Origin of the sequence: Nostoc sp. FACHB-190, from assembly GCF_014696905.1 — a bacterium.
Taxonomy (GTDB): domain Bacteria; phylum Cyanobacteriota; class Cyanobacteriia; order Cyanobacteriales; family Nostocaceae; genus Nostoc_B.
This window is the reverse complement of sequence record NZ_JACJQW010000058.1, coordinates 15,026-32,251: the sequence shown is the minus strand read 5'-3', so window position 1 is coordinate 32,251 and position 17,226 is coordinate 15,026. Positions and strand designations below refer to the sequence as shown.

20 protein-coding genes and 1 pseudogene are annotated in these 17,226 nt (G+C 41.3%); 15 read left to right on the top strand and 6 right to left on the bottom strand.

What is annotated here, in order from left to right; genetic code table 11:
• Nucleotides 1-717: pseudogene (locus H6G28_RS33255) on the bottom strand (PriCT-2 domain-containing protein); the annotation flags it as partial.
• 526 nt (nt 718-1,243) lie between these two features.
• Entirely contained in the window at nt 1,244-1,441 is a 198-nt protein-coding gene (locus H6G28_RS37550; RefSeq protein WP_190677347.1) for a ribbon-helix-helix domain-containing protein, read from the bottom strand.
• 232 nt (nt 1,442-1,673) lie between these two features.
• Between H6G28_RS37550 and H6G28_RS33245 the strand changes: the two genes are divergently transcribed.
• From H6G28_RS33245 to H6G28_RS33205, 9 genes are all read left to right on the top strand, one after another.
• Entirely contained in the window at nt 1,674-2,789 is a 1,116-nt protein-coding gene (locus tag H6G28_RS33245) for a ParM/StbA family protein (protein WP_190677341.1), read from the top strand.
• A gap of 4 nt (nt 2,790-2,793) precedes the next feature.
• Nucleotides 2,794-3,051: a hypothetical protein gene (locus H6G28_RS33240; RefSeq protein WP_313950037.1), complete on the top strand. Its 258-nt coding sequence runs from the start codon at nt 2,794-2,796 to the stop codon at nt 3,049-3,051.
• Nucleotides 3,048-3,314 (top strand): hypothetical protein, encoded by a 267-nt coding sequence (locus tag H6G28_RS33235; protein ID WP_190677338.1) that lies wholly within the window; start codon nt 3,048-3,050, stop codon nt 3,312-3,314. The genes H6G28_RS33240 and H6G28_RS33235 overlap by 4 nt, the downstream gene beginning before the upstream one ends.
• A gap of 7 nt (nt 3,315-3,321) precedes the next feature.
• Nucleotides 3,322-3,519, top strand: a complete 198-nt coding sequence (locus tag H6G28_RS33230) for a hypothetical protein (RefSeq protein WP_190677337.1) — start codon at nt 3,322-3,324, stop codon at nt 3,517-3,519.
• Between the two features lie 84 nt (nt 3,520-3,603).
• Nucleotides 3,604-3,903 (top strand): hypothetical protein, encoded by a 300-nt coding sequence (locus H6G28_RS33225; protein WP_190677335.1) that lies wholly within the window; start codon nt 3,604-3,606, stop codon nt 3,901-3,903.
• Entirely contained in the window at nt 3,903-4,313 is a 411-nt protein-coding gene (locus H6G28_RS33220) for a hypothetical protein (RefSeq protein ID WP_190677333.1), read from the top strand. Before H6G28_RS33225 ends, H6G28_RS33220 begins: the two co-directional genes overlap by 1 nt.
• Entirely contained in the window at nt 4,310-5,026 is a 717-nt protein-coding gene (locus tag H6G28_RS33215) for a hypothetical protein (protein WP_190677331.1), read from the top strand. The genes H6G28_RS33220 and H6G28_RS33215 overlap by 4 nt, the downstream gene beginning before the upstream one ends.
• A gap of 92 nt (nt 5,027-5,118) precedes the next feature.
• Complete coding sequence (locus H6G28_RS33210; RefSeq protein ID WP_190677329.1) at nt 5,119-7,170, top strand: hypothetical protein; 2,052 nt, start codon at nt 5,119-5,121, stop codon at nt 7,168-7,170.
• Nucleotides 7,171-7,373: 203 nt separating this feature from the next.
• Complete coding sequence (locus tag H6G28_RS33205) at nt 7,374-8,321, top strand: helix-turn-helix domain-containing protein (RefSeq protein ID WP_190677326.1); 948 nt, start codon at nt 7,374-7,376, stop codon at nt 8,319-8,321.
• Between the two features lie 98 nt (nt 8,322-8,419).
• Here H6G28_RS33205 and H6G28_RS33200 read toward each other — a convergent pair whose 3' ends face one another.
• The 3 genes from H6G28_RS33200 to H6G28_RS33190 all read right to left on the bottom strand — a co-directional run bounded on the left by H6G28_RS33200 (nt 8,420) and on the right by H6G28_RS33190 (nt 9,958).
• The gene (locus tag H6G28_RS33200) at nt 8,420-8,686 is read right to left on the bottom strand and encodes a hypothetical protein (protein ID WP_190677324.1); all 267 of its coding nucleotides are present in this window, start codon (nt 8,684-8,686) and stop codon (nt 8,420-8,422) included.
• Between the two features lie 383 nt (nt 8,687-9,069).
• Nucleotides 9,070-9,564 (bottom strand): hypothetical protein, encoded by a 495-nt coding sequence (locus H6G28_RS33195; RefSeq protein ID WP_190677322.1) that lies wholly within the window; start codon nt 9,562-9,564, stop codon nt 9,070-9,072.
• A 1-nt stretch (nt 9,565) separates the two neighbouring features.
• Nucleotides 9,566-9,958: a PadR family transcriptional regulator gene (locus H6G28_RS33190; protein ID WP_190677320.1), complete on the bottom strand. Its 393-nt coding sequence runs from the start codon at nt 9,956-9,958 to the stop codon at nt 9,566-9,568.
• Nucleotides 9,959-10,328: 370 nt separating this feature from the next.
• Between H6G28_RS33190 and H6G28_RS33185 the strand changes: the two genes are divergently transcribed.
• The 3 genes from H6G28_RS33185 (at nt 10,329) to H6G28_RS33175 (ending at nt 12,392) form a co-directional block, all read left to right on the top strand.
• A complete protein-coding gene (locus tag H6G28_RS33185; RefSeq protein ID WP_190677318.1) occupies nt 10,329-11,069 on the top strand; it encodes a GIY-YIG nuclease family protein in 741 nt (246 codons plus the stop codon).
• An 8-nt stretch (nt 11,070-11,077) separates the two neighbouring features.
• Complete coding sequence (locus H6G28_RS33180) at nt 11,078-11,503, top strand: DUF6884 domain-containing protein (protein ID WP_190677316.1); 426 nt, start codon at nt 11,078-11,080, stop codon at nt 11,501-11,503.
• A 94-nt stretch (nt 11,504-11,597) separates the two neighbouring features.
• Nucleotides 11,598-12,392 carry an Rpn family recombination-promoting nuclease/putative transposase gene (locus tag H6G28_RS33175; protein WP_190677314.1) on the top strand — a complete coding sequence of 265 codons (795 nt, stop codon included), beginning with the start codon at nt 11,598-11,600 and terminating at the stop codon, nt 12,390-12,392.
• A 52-nt stretch (nt 12,393-12,444) separates the two neighbouring features.
• Here H6G28_RS33175 and H6G28_RS33170 read toward each other — a convergent pair whose 3' ends face one another.
• The gene (locus H6G28_RS33170) at nt 12,445-13,137 is read right to left on the bottom strand and encodes a hypothetical protein (protein ID WP_190677312.1); all 693 of its coding nucleotides are present in this window, start codon (nt 13,135-13,137) and stop codon (nt 12,445-12,447) included.
• A gap of 763 nt (nt 13,138-13,900) precedes the next feature.
• Between H6G28_RS33170 and H6G28_RS33165 the strand changes: the two genes are divergently transcribed.
• The 3 genes from H6G28_RS33165 (at nt 13,901) to H6G28_RS36505 (ending at nt 17,193) form a co-directional block, all read left to right on the top strand.
• Nucleotides 13,901-14,470 carry a tyrosine-type recombinase/integrase gene (locus H6G28_RS33165; RefSeq protein WP_190677311.1) on the top strand — a complete coding sequence of 190 codons (570 nt, stop codon included), beginning with the start codon at nt 13,901-13,903 and terminating at the stop codon, nt 14,468-14,470.
• A 14-nt stretch (nt 14,471-14,484) separates the two neighbouring features.
• Nucleotides 14,485-14,796: a tyrosine-type recombinase/integrase gene (locus H6G28_RS33160; protein ID WP_190677310.1), complete on the top strand. Its 312-nt coding sequence runs from the start codon at nt 14,485-14,487 to the stop codon at nt 14,794-14,796.
• 444 nt (nt 14,797-15,240) lie between these two features.
• Nucleotides 15,241-17,193 carry a P-loop NTPase family protein gene (locus H6G28_RS36505; RefSeq protein WP_199333002.1) on the top strand — a complete coding sequence of 651 codons (1,953 nt, stop codon included), beginning with the start codon at nt 15,241-15,243 and terminating at the stop codon, nt 17,191-17,193.
• Nucleotides 17,194-17,226 lie beyond the last annotated feature (33 nt).

The window sequence follows — 17,226 nt, the reverse complement described above, 5'->3', positions numbered from 1 at the left end:
GGAAATCTCGCGGAACTGTTGACGGCGTGACTCAATTTCTTTGATGCGTTGCTGGTATTCTTCCCTCTCCCTTTGGGCGATCGCAATTGCTTCAGTGACCCACTCATCTGGTAGGGTGGCTTCTGGGTTGACTATGAGAAATTCTGCTAGAGTGTTGCCATAAAATACACGGCTGGCATCCTTACACGCTGGGTCATGCGGTAACTGCTGCATCAGGAAGCGTGTACAAGCTTCTACTGTGTCAGCACCTTCAACATATTGGGGCAGAGGGAAAATCAACCGGAATTTATGCCAGTCAGGTTTATGACTGGCAGTGGTGTACATTAAAGCGCAGTGCTTTTGAATGAAGGGATGGACTAGGGCTTGTTCAATGGTTAATTCTGGATCGTAAACCTTGATGGAATTGCCGAAATCATCCTTAATTGGTTTGCCATCCTCATCACGGGCAACATCAGAATTATCGATGTCGAGTAGTAGCCAGTGAGAACCGATAACGTTGGCTTTACTGCGCCATTTATTACCCAATAATCCTGCACAGATGGCGTGACCTGCTTTAATGTGCTGCTGAACATCTTCTAAAGTGCCTTCTGTATCTCGAAAGTTGGCAGCAAGTTTTTTAAAGTCCCAGTCTTTATTTCTGCCACAAGTGTTGATGGCGAATTTAAACTTTGGCACAAGGCTTTGACTTTCTGTCAGTGCGCGGTTGCTATTTATCACAGATGTACCCTCAAAAAACTGATTTTCAGCATTTGGAGGGGGTTAGCGCACTGCTACACCTCATATCTATGAAATTTACGGTTTTGCTCGTTTATGCTTTTTTTCTGATGTCAGAAAAAATTAATAAATTCCATGCAAAATTTCGCTGTGAAAAAATGGAAATTTACACAGCAACCCATATAATATGAGAAGGCAGCGCGGTACAATCTCTTTCGCCAATCAGTGGTTAGACCTTCCAACTTCCTTCCACTTACTTGGTCTTCCAGAGGTAAAACCCGCTCTCAAATATTTAAATACTTATTTTTTCTGTATGTGGGGCAAAGTGTTCACTGATTAGTGGCTCTTTGTCCTTTTATTTTTGTGCTTTTTTTGTGTTTACCCCCTTTTACGCTTTATCTCACTACTTGCTGATTTTACAGAACTTCTGCCTGCCTTATATCCAACAAGGCTGTGATTTTTTACTTAAACTTACTTAATAAAAATCAATGATTGTTCCTGCAAGAAAGTTTTCTTTAATTTGGCTGTGTCAGTCATCTGTCTTCTTTCTTTGGTTCAACCACTCATTCATTGCTTGTTCAATTAGTAAATTGCATAAGTTACTAACTGTGCGCTTCTCCTCTTTCGCTCTTTGTTCGAGAGCCTCCATTAGCTCTGGTTCAAGATAAATCGTAGTTCTAGGTTTTTTTGTTGGCACTTCATAAATTTGAAAGTAGTTACAGTTCATTATTTTCCCTCGCTTCATAATGTTTGTCATCTTAGTACATTACTAATTGACAAAGTTCATTACCTGTAGCTACTATAGCAATATCAGCCAAAAAACGCCACCCAACAAAGGCAACTGAAGCCAGAAAGTGATGTTTAGGCTTGCCGAAAACTGGATGTGTGGATTTAAGGCACTTCAGCCGATAAATTCTCCAAAGCCAGGATAAATAAGACTTTTACCAACCATCAGAACCATGACAACCACATACACCAATGCCACAAATTGGCTAGTTCAAGCAGACCAACTTGCCAATTCCGGGCTAACTGCCCTAATTGCAGGTAAAGACCCCGGTGCAGGGTATGGCAAGGCAATATACGGTGATTTTTCTGTCACGATGCCATCTGCGTACTCACTAGTCCGCAACCGCAACATTCGCCATCACGAAACCATATCGAAAGATGGCGTATGGGTGCATTATCTCGAAGGGAAGCGTTTGGACTTGAAAGACACGCAATTCTTTTGGGGCAGTGCGGCGATCGCCCAAAGTGACCACACCCTACTTTATGACGACAAAGCCAAAAAAGCAGAACTGGCATTAGAAAGCATCCTTGCAGACTTAGCAGTTCTGAACATCCCCGATGGGATGAAGCTAGAAATCAGCTTGAGTAACCACAACCCAGAACGCTGGGGAGAAGAAATTAAACGCCGAGTTCAAGGTGTCCACACCTTTCAGCATCAACACCCCGTTAATCGTTCTGTTGTCACCAAGACAGTATCAATCGTAGTCACAGGCATTTATCCAGAGGGTTATGGCAGCATTGCTCATTGTTTATTTGGTGAATCAACCCTAGCCCTTGACCCATCAGAAATTGCTATCGCCCTTGATATCGGTTCATCCACTTGGCTAATTACCGTATTCAACGGCAATGGTGCAGTGATTGACAGACACCTGATTGAAGGTGGAGCCGGTGAACTGCACTCAATGATTGCCGAAGCACTCGACAAACGAAACGACCCTATCAGTTTGATTTCTAAGGACGTAAAACATTCACCCAGCTTAGTTAATCGAGGCATTTTAGAAGGTACTTTTACTTATGGAGGTAATCACCTGACAGGCAAGAAATTTGAAAAGGAATATGCCCAATGTCTAGATGAATGGTGGTCTAACCGCATTGAGAAATTCGCCAACTTTGTTACTTCCAGCAATTACCTAGACAGAGCGAAATACCTAGTCGCCTGGGGTGGTGGCGTTTCCCTGCCAGTAGTAGATCAAAATTTGGCTGACTTGGGATTTGTAGTGTTAGAAAACCCGCAATTCATCAATGCTTTTGGCTTAAAGCTATTAACAGAAATTTCCACAGGAGTATAAACAAGTGTCAGATATAAAGTCCTACGAATCTCGGCGTATAAGCATCTCATACTTAGCAGTTTATGAACTGTGCCAAATGTTCAATATTCCTCACGATGCACCAACCCAAGCCCTGAGTGCAGCAGTCGAGAAGTTGATATTTCAAGGTGGTATTGGTGTGCAGACATCTGCAAAAACTCAAATGGCGAATACTACACCAATTCAACCGAATAAGGCAGGACTAGCAAACATGGCCAGCCAGTTTAAGGGAGTAGCTTCATGAACAACTTAAATCTAGTCTACGACTCAAACCTACTAACCAATTCCAAGGTTTACCAAATAGATAGAACGCTATATCAATACCTGCATAAAACAGGGACAATTCAGCATCCAAAATATCACTTTCGCCCTCTGGCTGGACAACGAAAGAAGGCTGATTTATTGCTGAATCACAAGACTTTAACTACTCGCTGTTATGAAGTTTCAGGGATGTCAACTAGTGCAAGTGTCATCAGTCAAGAATCACTGCAATTATCAATTTTTTGAGGTGAATATGAACACTCAACCGCTACCAGAATTGATTGCACAAGCCCAACAATTAGTAATCCAAATTCGGCAGCATCCACAGTATCAAAGATTGAATTTTGATTGTGATGTAACACTCGGTGATGTCAGCCAATTTTTCAATACTCTGCAATGGGAGGCAGCAGCTTCAACTGTGGATGTTTCGAGAGAAGGTTTTTTTCAATGATAAGGAGAGCGGTCGCTTGACTGGACACCGAGCGACCACTCCGAATGGCATCTACGCATCATAGACACAAAAGGATTGTAAATCATGACGAAACCGCTTGGATACTACTGCGCTCTGACACCGGGAGATGGCAGTTATTTAGACTGGTTGCAAGATACTTATGGTTCTTGTCTTGAAGGGATTAATCGCATCGAAAAACTGCATTTTTTGAAAGCGATAACTGAAAACTTAATCGCTGCTGAAATCGCTACACAAGGGCAATATTTACTCTTAGAATCGGCTGATACTATCCAGAAACTTCAAGAGGATTTGTACCAGTACACCCCAATAGGCGATCACTTGGGACTAGCAGAAGCAATCATCAATCAATTGAAAACTCAATAATGAAGTACCAAAAACAAGCCATGCTGGGGCTATTGGGTTTGGGTTTGATTGCTTCACCTCTGTTCATCAAATTGCCGCAGCAGTTCTACACTTTCTCTGCTGTGTCGAACTTAGAAGCACAAGAATCTCTTGAACGTTCACGCATCCAACAACGTAAATTAACTAGCGACAAACTGAATGAAACTGGCATATTACCGACCAGTTTAAAACTCAGAATCAGAGGCTATTTAGACAACCCAAAACGCAACCCCAGACCTGATACCAGCTATTACCAGGAGGATGAGCAAGTTTATGTTTATGACTCTTCTGGTCGCTGCATAGGGCAGATAGCAGAACGGCGTTGGCTTTGGAAGTATCACTACAGAAATGTCTGCAATTTATCCCCACCAATGGAAGAGAGTAAGCAATGAAAAGTGCAGAATATAAGCCCCCAAATGATTCAAACTCAACACCTGCAACTTCCCCAAAAACTAGCAACAAAGGAGTCAATAATTATGTTGAAATCCTAGCGCAATGGATTGTTGATATCATTGCCCTACCCGTAACTTTCACTACTCACATCGTCGCCCAGTTCGTCACGCCAGGGTCATCAGGCACAAAGATACTCGGTGCAATGGGTTTCTTTCTTGGCACACTCCTCAGTTCTGATGGAATTTGGCAAACACTGTTTCAAGGCATCCCGATGTTTTCCTGGTTTGAAAAAACTTGGATTGGCTGGTTTGGATGGGTAACGCTACCGTTTAATCTGTTTTTCTGGCTGTCACTTGGTATTTCTGCTTTAGTGCAGGTAATGGAAGCCCGGAGTTTACGGGGTAAACGACCAATGGAAGCCCGAAGCGAGTTTGAGGAATCGAAACAGTACACCCTCAGCAGCAAGCCGACTGCAAACATTGACCTGACTACCGCACTGTGGCGTGACTATAAGGTGGCTGGCATGAAAGAACGCTATGCCGGAGGCGCAATCGCACTGTTTTTCTGGATATTCGACTTAACCACAACCTTTGTAGGGCGCAATCCGTTCGTTTATACCGACCCTGGCCAAATTTTGGGATGTTTAGCTTACAACTTCACCACCATGATGGCAGGCGAAATCGGTTACACAATCTGGCGATTAACTAAGTAAGCAGGGGAGCAGGGGAGCAGGGGAGAAATGAAAGTAACCTCTCCCCAGCCCCTCCGCACCTCTGCCCCTCTGCTTTTAATTGGAGAATAATTATGGAATCTTTACCCGATATTCACCCCACTGTTCCACAGTTGGCCACCAAAGAAACTACCTCATTACGGGCTGACTACCCCTGCATTGAACACCTGGAAGCGGGTAACATCGCCCCTTGGCTAGTAGAACGAGTTGACCAATTGTTAGTTCGTGCCAAGACTGAAAGGGCAGGAATGAACCTGGCCAAATGCGTTACTCTAGCAACGGCATCAATCGGGGCTGTTTGTTATGCTACCTCCCCACTCGCCCCCATCGGTGCGCTAGTTGCAGGACTGGGTTACGCTTGGTCGGTAGTGCAAGATATGACCGATTCTCATTGCTTTGCTCCTATCCCCTTTGTGCGGGGTAACTTTTTGGAATTTCTCTCAGCAATGGGTGACAGCGAAGCACGAGAGGAATGGTTTTCTAATCGCAATGAAATTGTGGATTTGATGAACCACCTTACACCCCTAGAGCGTAGTGAGTTTGTGATGTTGCGGCAGTACACCAACACCCTCACCGATTTTCTAACGGGCGTAGAAGCAGGCAAGCGGTTTTATGCTTACAGGTGGCTGCTGGACAACTTCACCACTTACAGAGGCGCGTTCCCCACTGTTGAGCAGTTGTGCAAACATCTGGCGCAGGTAGCCCCCGACCCCAGAATTGACCATGCACAGGTCACTTTAATTCAGCAACAATCCCAACAGCCACAACCAAAGCTACCTGAACCCAAGTTCGTTGAACTGCCACAACCAAAGTTTATAGAGTTGCCCAGTTCCCCACAGTCTGAACCTTCCAAAGCACCGACCCCAGCACCAGACATTCAATCAGTCTTGGCGTTACCACTACACCACCGAGCGATCGCAATTATCGATGCACTAACCAACAGTGGTTTTGATATTGCCAAGTGCATTCGTGACCAAATTACTGTGATTGCAGGTAATCAGCGAGGTGGCAAGGGTACGCTGATGGCGATTCTAGCCATCCTCAGTAAAGCACTGGAGCCAAATACTAAGATTCACTACTATACAGCAGGTGACGATATATACCCGTTTCACTGCCATCGCCTTGTGTGCAGACTTAGTTACCCCCAAGAGGAGGGTGCAAAAGCTGATGCTAAGGTTGCCAGCGATTTGTACAACTATTTAAGGGAAATGGACAACGCCGCCCAGAATAGTTACACAGATATTATTTTGGTGATTGATGAAGCTGTGGCGTTATCTGATTACCTTACGGATGAGCAGAAGCAATGGATTATTCGTTTTTTGTTCACTCGCGCCAGCAAGAAGGGCGCACAAATTTTCGTGGTGTTGCACGGCAAGAACCTTACTTCTTGGGTGGGGACGAAAAACACCGCAGGTTTTGGTGATACTTTCAAAAGTGGGGCTACTTTCATTGGCTGTGAGGCTACTAGTAAAAAGCTGTCGCCGCTTAAGTCAATCTCATTGGCAACAGGGCGTTACTTCCTGGCTGACCCAGACAGTTTTGATAAGGCGATCGCACAGGGTGAAATTGGCACGATTCCAGACTGGCTAAAAACTGAGGTTAATCCTCATTCTGGGCAACCAGATCCGGCGCGGACACTGCTTAAATATTTTCCTGAGTTGAGAAGTGATTCCCCGGCGTTGGCGGACTCTGTGCCAAGCAGCGATCAGCCACAGGATGAGTTTTTGAATCAGGCTAGAGCATGGATAAATGACAATTGGGTGATATCAGATGCACCGCCGCCCACCTCACCCAGTCATCCAAGCGATACCGACCGATACCAACCGACTGATAAGGCTTTTGACGTTTTGGAATCGTCACTTATCGATACTGGAAACGATACCAGAATCAGTGATACCACCCCAGAAACGGGCGATTTTAATGCTCTTGCTGATGATACTGGAATCGATACTGACCGTCGCTATACTCCTGCTTTCCTGACAAGTGAACAACTGACTGGCATCGTCAAGCAGATGGTGGATAAGAAGATGTCCCAGACTCAAATTATTCAATCTCTGTGGGGAGTGGATAAAAATGGTAAGGGCTGGAAGCAGGCTTATACCGAATATAAGGAACTGTTTCCATGAATTCAATATTGAATTTAATGGTCAATAATTACAAAGCCTTCGGTGTATAGCCTGGGGCTTTTGTTTTGTGAGCATTAGTGAGGTTGCCCACTGACTCCAAGGTGCAGGGATAGAACTGGTTGATAGTACTTTGTTAGTTAAATACTTTACCATTGGTTATATATTGGTTATGATAATAACCAAAGCTCAAAATGATACTTAAGATGGCATCAAATTATCACTTAAAGCCAGAGGAAGTGAGACGTATCCGACGTTCACTTGGGGAGACTCAGGCGCAGTTTGCATCTCGCTTAGGAGTGGATGCAGTAACTGTTGCTAGATGGGAGACCGGACAGAGAAAGTGTACTGGTCTGTATGCAAAAACGATATTGGAGTTAGATACTATGTCAACTGGAGAGGAATTACAAATGGAAGAGGACAATCAAGAGAATCTTATTAGACCTGTAGAATTAGGTGAATTGTACAGCTTCTGTAGTAATACAGCTCCCCTACTTCAGTTCCTTTATAAAGAAGTCCCATTAGACTATCGTGAAGGGATTTTAAGAAAGTACCAAGAATGGTTTGAAGTGTGGGCATATAACAGCAGCTTTCTTGATGAAATTTGCAATAGGCGTTTAATTAGGGAGATTGGTTACTTTTTGCGCCCAATTACACCTGGCCCTATTAATCCAAATGCAACTGAACACTATGCAGCTCAAAAACTCGCTAACTCTTGCCATTCCATTTGTGAAATAGCGCAAAATTTAGTTCCTAGTTATGAATTACTTTCAGCTAAAATCTCCAGTGAGAGTCAACTTCTCACTACAAGAGAGATGATGCTTTTTATTAAACAGATTTTAGATGACCTACTCAAGCAACCTCTTCTAGATATTAAAAATAAAGGAGATGTTGTGCTTCTCAAGTTTTACAGATGTCTATTCCAGTTTGCCTGGGATGAAATGTATCAAGGTAAATGTTTACCAATACCTGCAACAGTATCCTCTGGTTTTGCCTCTATTTTATCAATTACACTTCGTGGGCCACTAACTATCTCAATACCAGATATTTATGACTATAACGAACTAGAGGACATTAACAAAGTCACAAAGGATTCAATAAAAGGTTTGGAGAAGTCAATGTTATCCAAAGCTTTTGGTATCTCATTTCACTAATAATTATTAACTCACACGTTAGATATCAGGGCAAAAGTATAAAAATTTGCACTCATGGAATTGAGTAAAGAAGCATGTACCATTCTGCCCTAAAGAAATTATTTCTTCCCTACATCAGCCGGAATACTGCAATTTCCCTTCATTAATTGAAATTCTAAAGGGATTAGCTTAAACTTGACTGACCCTCCGCAACTGGATGCTGCTATTACCCATATTGCGAATAGAGCTACAATTCCTCCAGTAACAATGATAGGTAAAGTTTGAGTGTAAGTTTTACCCAAAATGCTGTAGGCATTTGCAACAGGTTTGTTCATTGCCTTATCATGAGACTGAATGTTAACAATCAAATTGGCTTTATCTGTCATATTGTTCCTTCATAATTTATGTAAAAATTGAGAGCGAGTCTGCTCTTTTTCAGTCTCCCCTGACTTGCTCTAATTATTTATGTAGTGTTAACATCTGGTAGAGAAACGGGGATCTACTAATTCAGTGTTCCAGAAGATAACCAAACCATTAAACATATATAATCGAATCAAAAATTGTGAATTATTGATTTGGAAGTAATTTAGTCACTTTAAATAGATATATATCTATTTATCACCAACTTTTTTGGTTATATTGCCATCCCTATAATCTTCCCACCTAATTCTTAATTTAGCCCAACCCATTCCCAACAAACACCGAGTCGTTCTGAGATGAAAAACTAATCCTGAGCATCCAGATTTTATCCAATTTCTCTGCAATTCTTCTAGGTCACTTCGCCAGTCTTCTGGAAGTTTTTTACAATCCAAACGGGTAATTTAGCTTTTCTTGTTGATGATTGATTATCGCTAAAAAAATCTTTGATTGCTTCATCAAATTCAACGTTGGCATTTTTTAAACTTTCTCTTGAATCGTGGAAAGTTTTGATAGCTTTTTCTATATCCTGCTGAGTTTGTAAAAGAATGCTGCTATCAATCTCTTTACAATCATTATTGAACGCAATCTGAAGTTGTACCTCATATATTTTTTCTATCTTGTTTAAAGCTTGATTAATACCCTGGTTTTTATGCTCTACAAATCGTTCTATAAGAGGTTTGATTTGTTGTTTGCAACACAACGCAATTACAAACAAGATTATTAGTAATAATCTTGGAAAGACCCATAGTATGAGCCACAGTATGAATAATACTGGTAACAGCACAATTTGAAATATTATTGGGAGTTTGGGGATTTCTTTCAAAAAATTATTCAAGTATTCCATATTACACCCCCTCTACTCCCAATTGATTAGGTACTAGTTGTACAAAATTCAATTGTTCAATAAAAACTGGTTTCCATCCAGCAAGATGGGCGCGGTATTCTTGAGTTTCTCTAAGTACCTGTTCTCCTAAACCAGTAATTTCGTAATATTTGCGTCGCGCACCACCTGATTCTGCGTCTGTTTCTTCACCCCAACGAGATTTAACTAAACCTTTTTTTTCCATCCGATGGAGTGTAGGGTACAGGCTACCAAATCCTATCTGGCGCTTACCATCACTAGCTTCGTTAATAGCGTTCATAACTTGCAGTCCGTATAGCTCTTTACCACGCAACACTGTCAGCAGGTCTTCTTCAAGTGCTGATAGGGTGATTAATTCTTCGTTTTTCTTAGCCATTAATTACTTGCTAGTGGATGATATATGTAATAACGATGTATCTTACAAATTTGATATACTAATTGTCAAGTGCTGGTAAAAAATTACTTGGATAGGAGGTTATACGGTTAGGAATGCCCCTGGTGTCTGCGACGCTATATTTACCCCAACTCGAATAACATAATTCGATTTTGGGAATACTAAAAATACTATGACTTAATAAAGTACAGTCTTGATGCTTCAAATAGAGCAAATTTTTTCGTGGTCTTCTTGGCAGCCATTAAATGGATGTTGGCGTGGGTCACTTATACCAAATCTACCTGGACTTTATAGAATCCGCCGGGTTAATAGAGATGATCTTGACTACATAGGGCAAACTGGCGAAGGTACAATGACTCTGAAAAAGCGACTAGGAATGCTACGCGGAGTTTACGACCAGGAGATGCCCTATCGTGACCCCCATACTGCGGCTCCAGCACTTTGGGCTTTACGCCATAGCTCTAGTTGTGAGTTTGAAGTATCCGTACTCCCTGTTCAAGGAACAACATCGTGGCGAAAGGGATTGGAAGCTTTAGCCATTAGCCTTTATCGACAAAAGTACAGTCAATCTCCAACAGTAAATTTTGGCAGAATGCCTGTTGGTTATCGGATGTCTACTTCTAATAACTCTAAGCTAGTACAAGCAGGAAAGCGTTTAAGGGGTGGGCTGATATCAGAGTTAGAACAAAGTCATCTTCCTGGTATATCTCCTGTAGCAGAATTGCAAAAAGATTTGCAAAGTAATTACTGGTGTGGTCATGAATGGTCTGATTGGGTTCCGCTTACAAAAGCAGAACTAACATCTCTTGCTAAAAATTCATTAGGACTTTACCGCATTCGTAGTCGTCATCAAGCAGAACTAATCTACATTGGACAAGGAATAATTCAAGCTCGACTAACTAATCATTTAGGTAAAGCACAAAACCCTAAAACAGAACAAGGACAAGTCTTTGCAAATGCTGGAATTTTAGAATGTTCTTGGGTAATCAATAACTCATGGGCGCATCATCAGCGATTAGAACTAGAAAATGATTTGATAGCAGCGCACCTTTTATTTATGAAAACATTCCCAAATGCTCAATTTTTAGGATAATTAAAATTATGTCTAGTATTACTATTGTTGCTTGTGTAAGTTTGAAAGAAAATCAGCCCAATCCTGCTAAAGACCTATATAAATCCCCTTGGTTCAAAAAAGCCAGAGCTTATGTTGAACAGCAGAAATGGGACTGGTACATTGTTTCAGCTAAATATGGTTTACTACACACAGATAAAGTTATTGAACCTTACGAGCTAACTTTGAACAATATGAAAGCTACTGAGCGTAAACAGTGGTCAGATAAAGTGTTTAAAGAAATTTTGCAAGTCTTCCCAGAAAAAGGTACAGTTCGATTTTTCGCTGGTAAAAAATATAGAGAATATTTAGTGCCACGTCTGCAAGAAGTTGGTTATACAGTTGAGATTCCTCTTATGGGATTAGGAATTGGTCAACAACTAGCTTGGCTTAGTAATGACTCTTCAAAAAATTAGTTGCCTCCCATAAACTGGGACAATATTACGATAGCGATGGTGTTATTTTCACGATAGAATAAATCATAAATAATCTGCTAATACCTGTGTTTTAGTGAAACGGGACTCCATTTATTACCAAATATTTAAACGCTTTCCTGCGTTAATTTTTGAACTCGTTGATGACCGCCCCCAAGAGGCGCAGAATTATCGATTTGAGTCAGTTGAGGTAAAAGAAACCTCCTTTCGCATTGATGGGGTCTTTTTACCTCCAGAGGGTGCAACATCCAGAGTTATCTTTTTTGCAGAAGTTCAATTTCAGAAAGATGAAGGTTTGTATCATCGGTTTTTTACCGAATCAATGATGTATTTGAACCGGAATCGCTCTGAATACGATGACTGGTACTGTGTGGTAATTTTTCCATCACGTAGTTTGGAACCAAGTGATACAAGAACTCATCGAATGTTTTTCAACAGCGAACAAGTGCAGCGCATTTATTTGGATGAGTTAGGTAATCCCGATACTCTGCCAATAGGCATCAATTTAATGCAGTTGACAACTGCATCGGATGAAACGATGGCAGAGCAAGCGCGTCTATTGATTGAGCGAGTACAATTAGAGTCAACTGGCGCACTGCCGAAAGACGAGATAATAGATATTATTACGACAATTGCCGTTTACAAGTTTTCTTCGTTGAGTAGAGAGGAAGTGGAAGCTATGCTGGGACTGAACATTGAAGAAACACGAATCTACAAAGACTTGGAACGTCAAACCAAATTAAAAGCAGCAGCACGCTTTTTGAGCATGGGCTATAGCATCTCCGAGGTGGCAAAGGCAGTTGATTTATCGGTTGAGGAAATTACTTCTGAGGTGGTAAATTCTCAAACCAACGCAGAACAAGCAGAGTAAACTACCCACTCAAAGCGTACTTGTTCAAGCAGTCGTTTAAGTAAACCCAAACTTACCAACTCCTATCAGTCCCAATCTCATGGGCATCTACTTCAATAAAGCAGTAATCCATGTCAGCATGAGAGTCCATTTCCCCAAACAGATCGTAAACTTGTTTGTTCAGGTCTTCATCGCTTTCATAAGGGATGGTGATAATATACTCGCAGCCATTGGCAGTGGTTTTTTGAGCATTATAAAAAGCAAGGCAGAATCGCTCGATATGCTCTCGCACCTTCTTTTTACGCCGAATAAATTTATTATTATTTTCCACTCGTAACCACAGCCGAATCTGCGCTGATTGCTTGACTACAACAGACTCAAGTTTTGGCTTATCCACCAGTGGGGCTGTAGTTTGATTTTGTATAGATGCTTGTGTAGATGCAGGTGTTAAAGATTCGCCATCTGTTGTCAATTCAGCAATAAACGCATCCAACACTTGAGCGATGCGGTCAGTAGATTCAGTACGTTTTGACACACGCCAGTTTTGCAGAATGCGATCGCGTATTGCCTGATAATCAGTTACAGATATTACATTGTGTAACTTCTCCTTTATCTGTAACTGGCTCTGTAACTCTTGCCTAACAGCTGACAATTCCGCCGTTAGGCTGTCAACTTTCCCAAAGCTTCTGCTAACAATTCCGACTTTCTCTGTAACTGGGGTCATCGTGCCAAAACGGGAATTTTGTACGCTAAGAACTTGAGACAATCTCCCAACACCTTTCCCAGACTGAATTACAGCTTGCTCGGTTTAAAAATTTTTGATTTTTTATGTTTAAGGTTCTGAGGTGGTGTTGAGCATCGCCAAAAATAGTCATTTATGGGCAAGTTTTTGACACAGAATAGGCTGGAAAGCTTATTCTACCGTACCCAATTTCACGACACCCAAACATTATTTTTGGGCAAGTTAGTTTTGAAGCCTGATTCTGAAGCATTAATCGAAAAATGAAGGTGAAGCTTGGGCTGGAAGTACAGCATAGTAATCGTTTCGCAGTATGAGCATATTCCTTAACGTACAAAAAACCCGTTTTGGCACGATGACCCCTACTACTGAAAGTCTACTCATCCTAGTTACCGAGAATTATCTGTAACTACTGTATCTTTAACTCAAATCCTTTGTAGCCATTGCCCTTTGATTTCCGTCTAGACATAGTGTAGACGCTGGTGGAGAGAAAAATGATATCCGTTTTGATAGCAACGATGGAGTAACCAGGGGTGTAGAAGCGAGTATAGACAGTTGAGACAGCCCCAACATGAACGAATACTATTGGTGCAGATCATACCTCTAAGTGGTCACTGTGCTGCAAGCATAAGGAAGTTTAATCAGCCAACGGAATAATGAGGGTTGTAGCGGTCGGACTGTAGGGCTGATTGATAAGCCTGGGTTAAGGGTGTGTCATCGCTGACGAGAGAATAGGGTTTTTGGTGACTTACATTGTTTTATTGTGGTTTGACAATGTAGGCTAGACCCTATGAAAATAAACAGATTCGGTAGGGCAGAAATCCTTACCCCCGACCAAATTAATCTCCTATTTACTGAGGGGTTTGTCAACCCGCGCGATCGGGCTTTATTTGGCGTGTGTCTTTATGCTGCTTGCCGAATCAATGAAGCTTGCACGTTGGCAGTAAATGACGTGTTTGGCAGCAATGGTGTCAGGGGAGTGTTGGTATTACGGAGTGTCAACACCAAGGGGAAGCGAGACACCAGGGAAATTCGAGTGCATCCGAAGCTCAAGCAGTATTTAGAAGAGTACAACCCCAACCGCCGCAAAGAGTTCTTGTTTCCTGGTCGGCATGGGTTAGGACACATCCACAAGGTCAGTGCTGACAAAATCCTCAGAGATACCTGTGTGCGGCTGGGGATTGAGGGGGTGAGTACGCACAGTTTTAGGAGGACTGCGTTAACCAGGATGAGTGATGCGGGGATACCGTTACGCCATATCCAAGAGATATCGGGGCATCGGACTTTGGCGGCTTTGGAGCGTTATCTGGGGGTAACTGAGAAGCAGAAGCAAAACGCTATCTCTGCTTTGGATTTTTGAATTACTATAGAGAAATGTCACTGCGCGGTCAAACATTGAAGGATGCGCCTGTGTTTGCCAATGCTACTCTTAGACCCTTAGCCCCTTCTCATATTGACCGAGTGGTAAAAAGGGCGGCAGCAGAATTAGAGAATGCCATGAATGTTTCAGCGCACTGGTTTAGGCACAGTCACGCTACCCATGCAATAGAAGAAGGTGTTCCGGTGCATTTGGTACAGGCTACTCTTGGGCATACAAGTTTGGATACTACGAGTAAATATCTGCACGTTAGCCCTGATAGGAGTTCTGGGGAGGTTTTAGTTAAGCGATGGTCTGAGCCGTTTTGAATTTTAGATTTCTCGATCATGCACGCCCCATTGGTTTTTTGATTTTTCGCTGCGTTCTCTTCCAGTAAACATTAAAAGCATGAATACATTCTTTAAGGGTCTATCGGCTGTTTATCTTTTGCGAACCAGTAAATTTTTTGCTGATTTACAAGATTTAGAGAGAGTTGGGACAGTTCGGAACTTCAGGACAAGCTGCGGAGAAATGGGGTTTAATTAGTAAAAAGCGATCTCTGTTGCTTGTTTTGCGATCTCCTACCAAATTAAAAAGTCTGACGAGATGGCTAGTAGTCTACTAAGAGAATTTTGCGTAATGTCGTGGCAAGCTGAAGGAATGAAGAAGCGACCAATAATAACTCTTTTACTCCCCCGGCCTCCACAGCTTGCCTTTAACCAGTACTAGTAGGTATTGTGACGAGATATTTATAAGAAGAGGACTAAAACAAAATGATGGACGAGAATACCTATAATCCATTTGCTAGCAGTGGTAAGCTTGTTTATGGCGAACAATTTGTTGGTCGTCAGGAAGCAATTTGGGCTATTCAACAAAAAGTTCTAAATCCCCCCGGTGGTTGTTTAGCAATTGTTGGTTCACCAAGGATTGGAAAATCTAGTTTAGCATATCATGTTTTAATTCATCCACAATTATCATTAATTCAGAAAAAAAATTTAACTTTATGGATATCCTTAGAGGATATTGAAACTCATGAAGAATTATTTAGACAAATAGGAAATCAAACTTTAGAGGCCTTAAAGAATGCTGATTCACAATATGAATTCCTTTTGTTAGAAAGTCAAGATTTACTCAATCATGACCTTCCTTGGATAGTTCTTAAAGCTCAAGTTTATAAGTTATTTAAAAGAGTCAAGCAACTAGGGTGGCGTGTTATTGGAGTGATCGATGAATTTGATAAAGCACGTCAGATATTTAAAGATGGTGCTGGATTTGAAGCATTGAGAAAACTTGCTTATGAACCTCAATATGGTGTAACTATAGTTACTATTTCGCGCCGTAAGCTTCCAGAAATTACTAAGCAATGCACCAAGGATGTATCAAATTTTGATAATATTTTTCAGACTGAATATCTGCGATGTTTTAGTAAAGATGAATTAGATAAATTACTAGATAGACTAAAGATAATTGGTTTAGAAGTTAATCGTAATATTTCAGAATTTATCTGGGAGAATACTGGTGGTCATCCTTATTTAGCATCTTTATTAGCTTTTGAGTTATCAAAAAGCTGGCTTTACAATCATCAATACAATTTACAACAAGCTATTACGAATTCAGTAAGTGAGTTTTTAAATTATTATAATAAGTTATTTGTTCTATTGAAAGAAGATGGCTCTTTTGATAAAATATTACTTCAAGCATTGTTTGGGCCAGTAACAAAAGAGACAATTTTAAAAGCTGAAGAATTAGAAAGATATGGATTAATTAAGAAAGTTGACAATGGATACTATATTGCATTTTCATTACATTTCGAGGATTATCTTAGGGGAGTAAGCCGAACAATAGATTTGTGGTATCTTTGGGATGAAACTGAAAGAAAATTGCGAACATGTATTGACCAAATAATAGAAAAAAATTATCAGACCAGTGATTGGATCTCAATAGTGGAGAAATCACAAGTCAAACTGAAGCAAGAGGTGTTTGATAAATGTCGTAAATTACAGAGACGTGAGCAAAAAAGATTTGGTTCTCGTGCTTTAGTCAGTCTGTTAGATTTTACTAACATGGATGATTTATGGAAAATTATTAGCCAACACTGGAGTTTATTTGAACCAATACTAGGCAAAGATAAAGATTACTGGCATTTGCGTTTGCAATTTCTATCTACGGTTCGCAACCCAATGGCATCTAACCGTTCCAACAAAGTTCTAGCACCGTATGAACTTCAAAAAGCAGACGAGTATTGCAAAGAAATAATTGCTCTGTTGTCGAAGCAATCTGCTTTTACAGAATCTGAAACAAGTAAACGGAGTTCTAATTCAAATGTTACTATACATCATTATGGAGATAATCACTACGGAGGTAACATGCCTGAAAATAAACCAACTTATGACTTACGCGGGGCTAAGTTTGGTGGAGGCTTTGCTAGTAGAGATCAAACCGGTGGAACTCTAAACGATTACTCAGTCACCTCTGAACCCAAACAAACACTTGCCGAAGCTGCCCAAGAAATCCAACAACTCTTAAAACAACTAGCAGAAACTAATCCTGACGCAACTGAAGCAGAACAGAAAGCATTTGTTAGTGCGGTGATTCCACCAATACGCCGTGAGCGGTTCTTTAATGCTCTCAAGGCTGCGGGGAAAGCTGCAATCGAAGAATTTCTGGATAATCCATACGTCAACGTGGTGGTTGCAACGATTGAAGGTTGGCAGGAAAACATCTAACGGCGTGACAAAGACATTGATTCTTCTTGCTCT